The organism is Shigella sp. FC1661 (assembly GCF_001712525.1).
GTDB lineage: Bacteria > Pseudomonadota > Gammaproteobacteria > Enterobacterales > Enterobacteriaceae > Escherichia > Escherichia coli.
In genome coordinates, this window is the sequence record NZ_MDGW01000301.1 from 1 (window position 1) to 1,685 (window position 1,685).

Annotated in this window: 1 protein-coding gene and 1 pseudogene; one reads left to right on the forward strand and one right to left on the reverse strand. The window is 49.5% G+C overall.

Annotated elements, in window-relative coordinates; genetic code table 11:
* The coding region (locus BFF42_RS16295) for an IS1 family transposase (RefSeq protein ID WP_216080630.1) at positions 1-292 on the forward strand (292 nt) is incomplete at its 5' end.
* A gap of 10 nt (positions 293-302) precedes the next feature.
* Here BFF42_RS16295 and BFF42_RS16300 read toward each other — a convergent pair.
* A pseudogene (locus BFF42_RS16300) lies at positions 303-1,637 on the reverse strand (MFS transporter).
* Positions 1,638-1,685 lie beyond the last annotated feature (48 nt).

Here is a 1,685-nt window from a genome sequence, read left to right on the forward strand (position 1 = left end):
GGCGCACGTCTTCGGTGAACGCACTCTGGCCACACTGGAGCGTCTTCTGAGCCTGCTGTCGGCCTTTGAGGTCGTGGTATGGATGACGGATGGCTGGCCGCTGTATGAATCACGCCTGAAGGGAAAGCTGCACGTTATCAGCAAGCGTTACACTCAGCGCATTGAGCGACATAATCTGAATCTGAGACAACATCTGGCAAGGCTGGGACGGAAGTCACTGTCGTTCTCAAAATCGGTGGAGCTGCATGACAAGGTCATCGGGTATTATCTGAACATAAAACACTATCAGTAAGTTGGAGTCATTACCCGATTGCCAACCAGTAAAACGCTTCAGTTTTCAACGCACCCCACAGCATCGGCCAGAAAATGAGTCCTGCAATTGCCCCTGTGCGCATAATAGCGCGGGCAAATCTGACCCCAGTAGGGCGAATAGCGGGAAGATAAGAGAGTGTGGCAATGGTCATGCCCAGCCCACCAGGACCCGCTGAATGGAAGAAAATAATTGATCCTAATAACCCTAAAGACAGCCAGGGATTAGTCGTTGCCAGTGCGCCTAACGACAGCAATGCTAAGGTCACAACAGCAAATCCATACATCGACTGTCGGCGAGTACCCAGTCGTTGGAGAATAAACGAGCCGATCATCCCGCCTGTCACCCCACAAAGGGCATTCACGACGGCAGAACCGGTCAACGCGCCAGTAAGCCCGCCACTTATTATTCCCGCCAACGTAAGAGGAAGATAAACACCTACGGCGTTATATTGCCACGCCTGCATGGTTGCCACGACACAGCCAAGAATGGTGCGTTTGCGGTAACGATCATTAAATAAGATGCCATATCCACCACTGTATTTATTCTCTGCTTTTTCCGAGAATTTCGCTTCTGTTGTACCCGATGCCGCAACGCGAGCCTGAACACCATAACGTTTTCCCAGAATGTCGCACGCTTCCTGGTAACGCCCGACGCGTGCGGCCCACATTGCGGATTCACCAATAAAGAAGTAACGCAAAATCATGAAGATGACTGCAAAAATAGCTCCGATGAATATTCCGTAACGCCACAATTGTTCTTCAGCGATACCCGACAGAAGCAGCGGCAAAAGTACCAAATAAACAACGGTTGTCGAAACATACCAGGCCATTTGCCAGAGGTTGACCGACGTTCCGGTTTTCTTCGACGTTGAACCACGAAGCTCTGCCACGGCATTGGTTGCCAAAGGGAAGTCGATGCCTAAACCAAAGCCCATGATGACGCGGCACACCAGCACCCACCAGATACTGGGAGCAATAGCTACCGCTGCAACACCGATGGTGCACAGCCCCATGCCAATAATAAATGCCCGCTTTTGCCCAAAGCGGTTTATTACTCGGTTCGCTAATAAACCGCCAATTAACGCAGCGATTAATACTGATGCATTGACGGTTGCAGCAAGACCCGGCGAAATGCCGAATTGAGCGGCAATGTATTTATTACCAAACCCCACCATCGCCGCCTAGTAGGCATCAATCAATATGCCGCCCAAAGCAATAAAAATAACGCCGATACTGGTGTTGATTGCAGAGTTCTTATTAACAATTAGACTGGCCCCCTGAATCTCCAGACAACCAGTATCACTTAAATAAGTGATAGTCTTAATACTAGTTTTTAGACTAGTCATTGGAGTACAGATGATTGATGTCTTAGG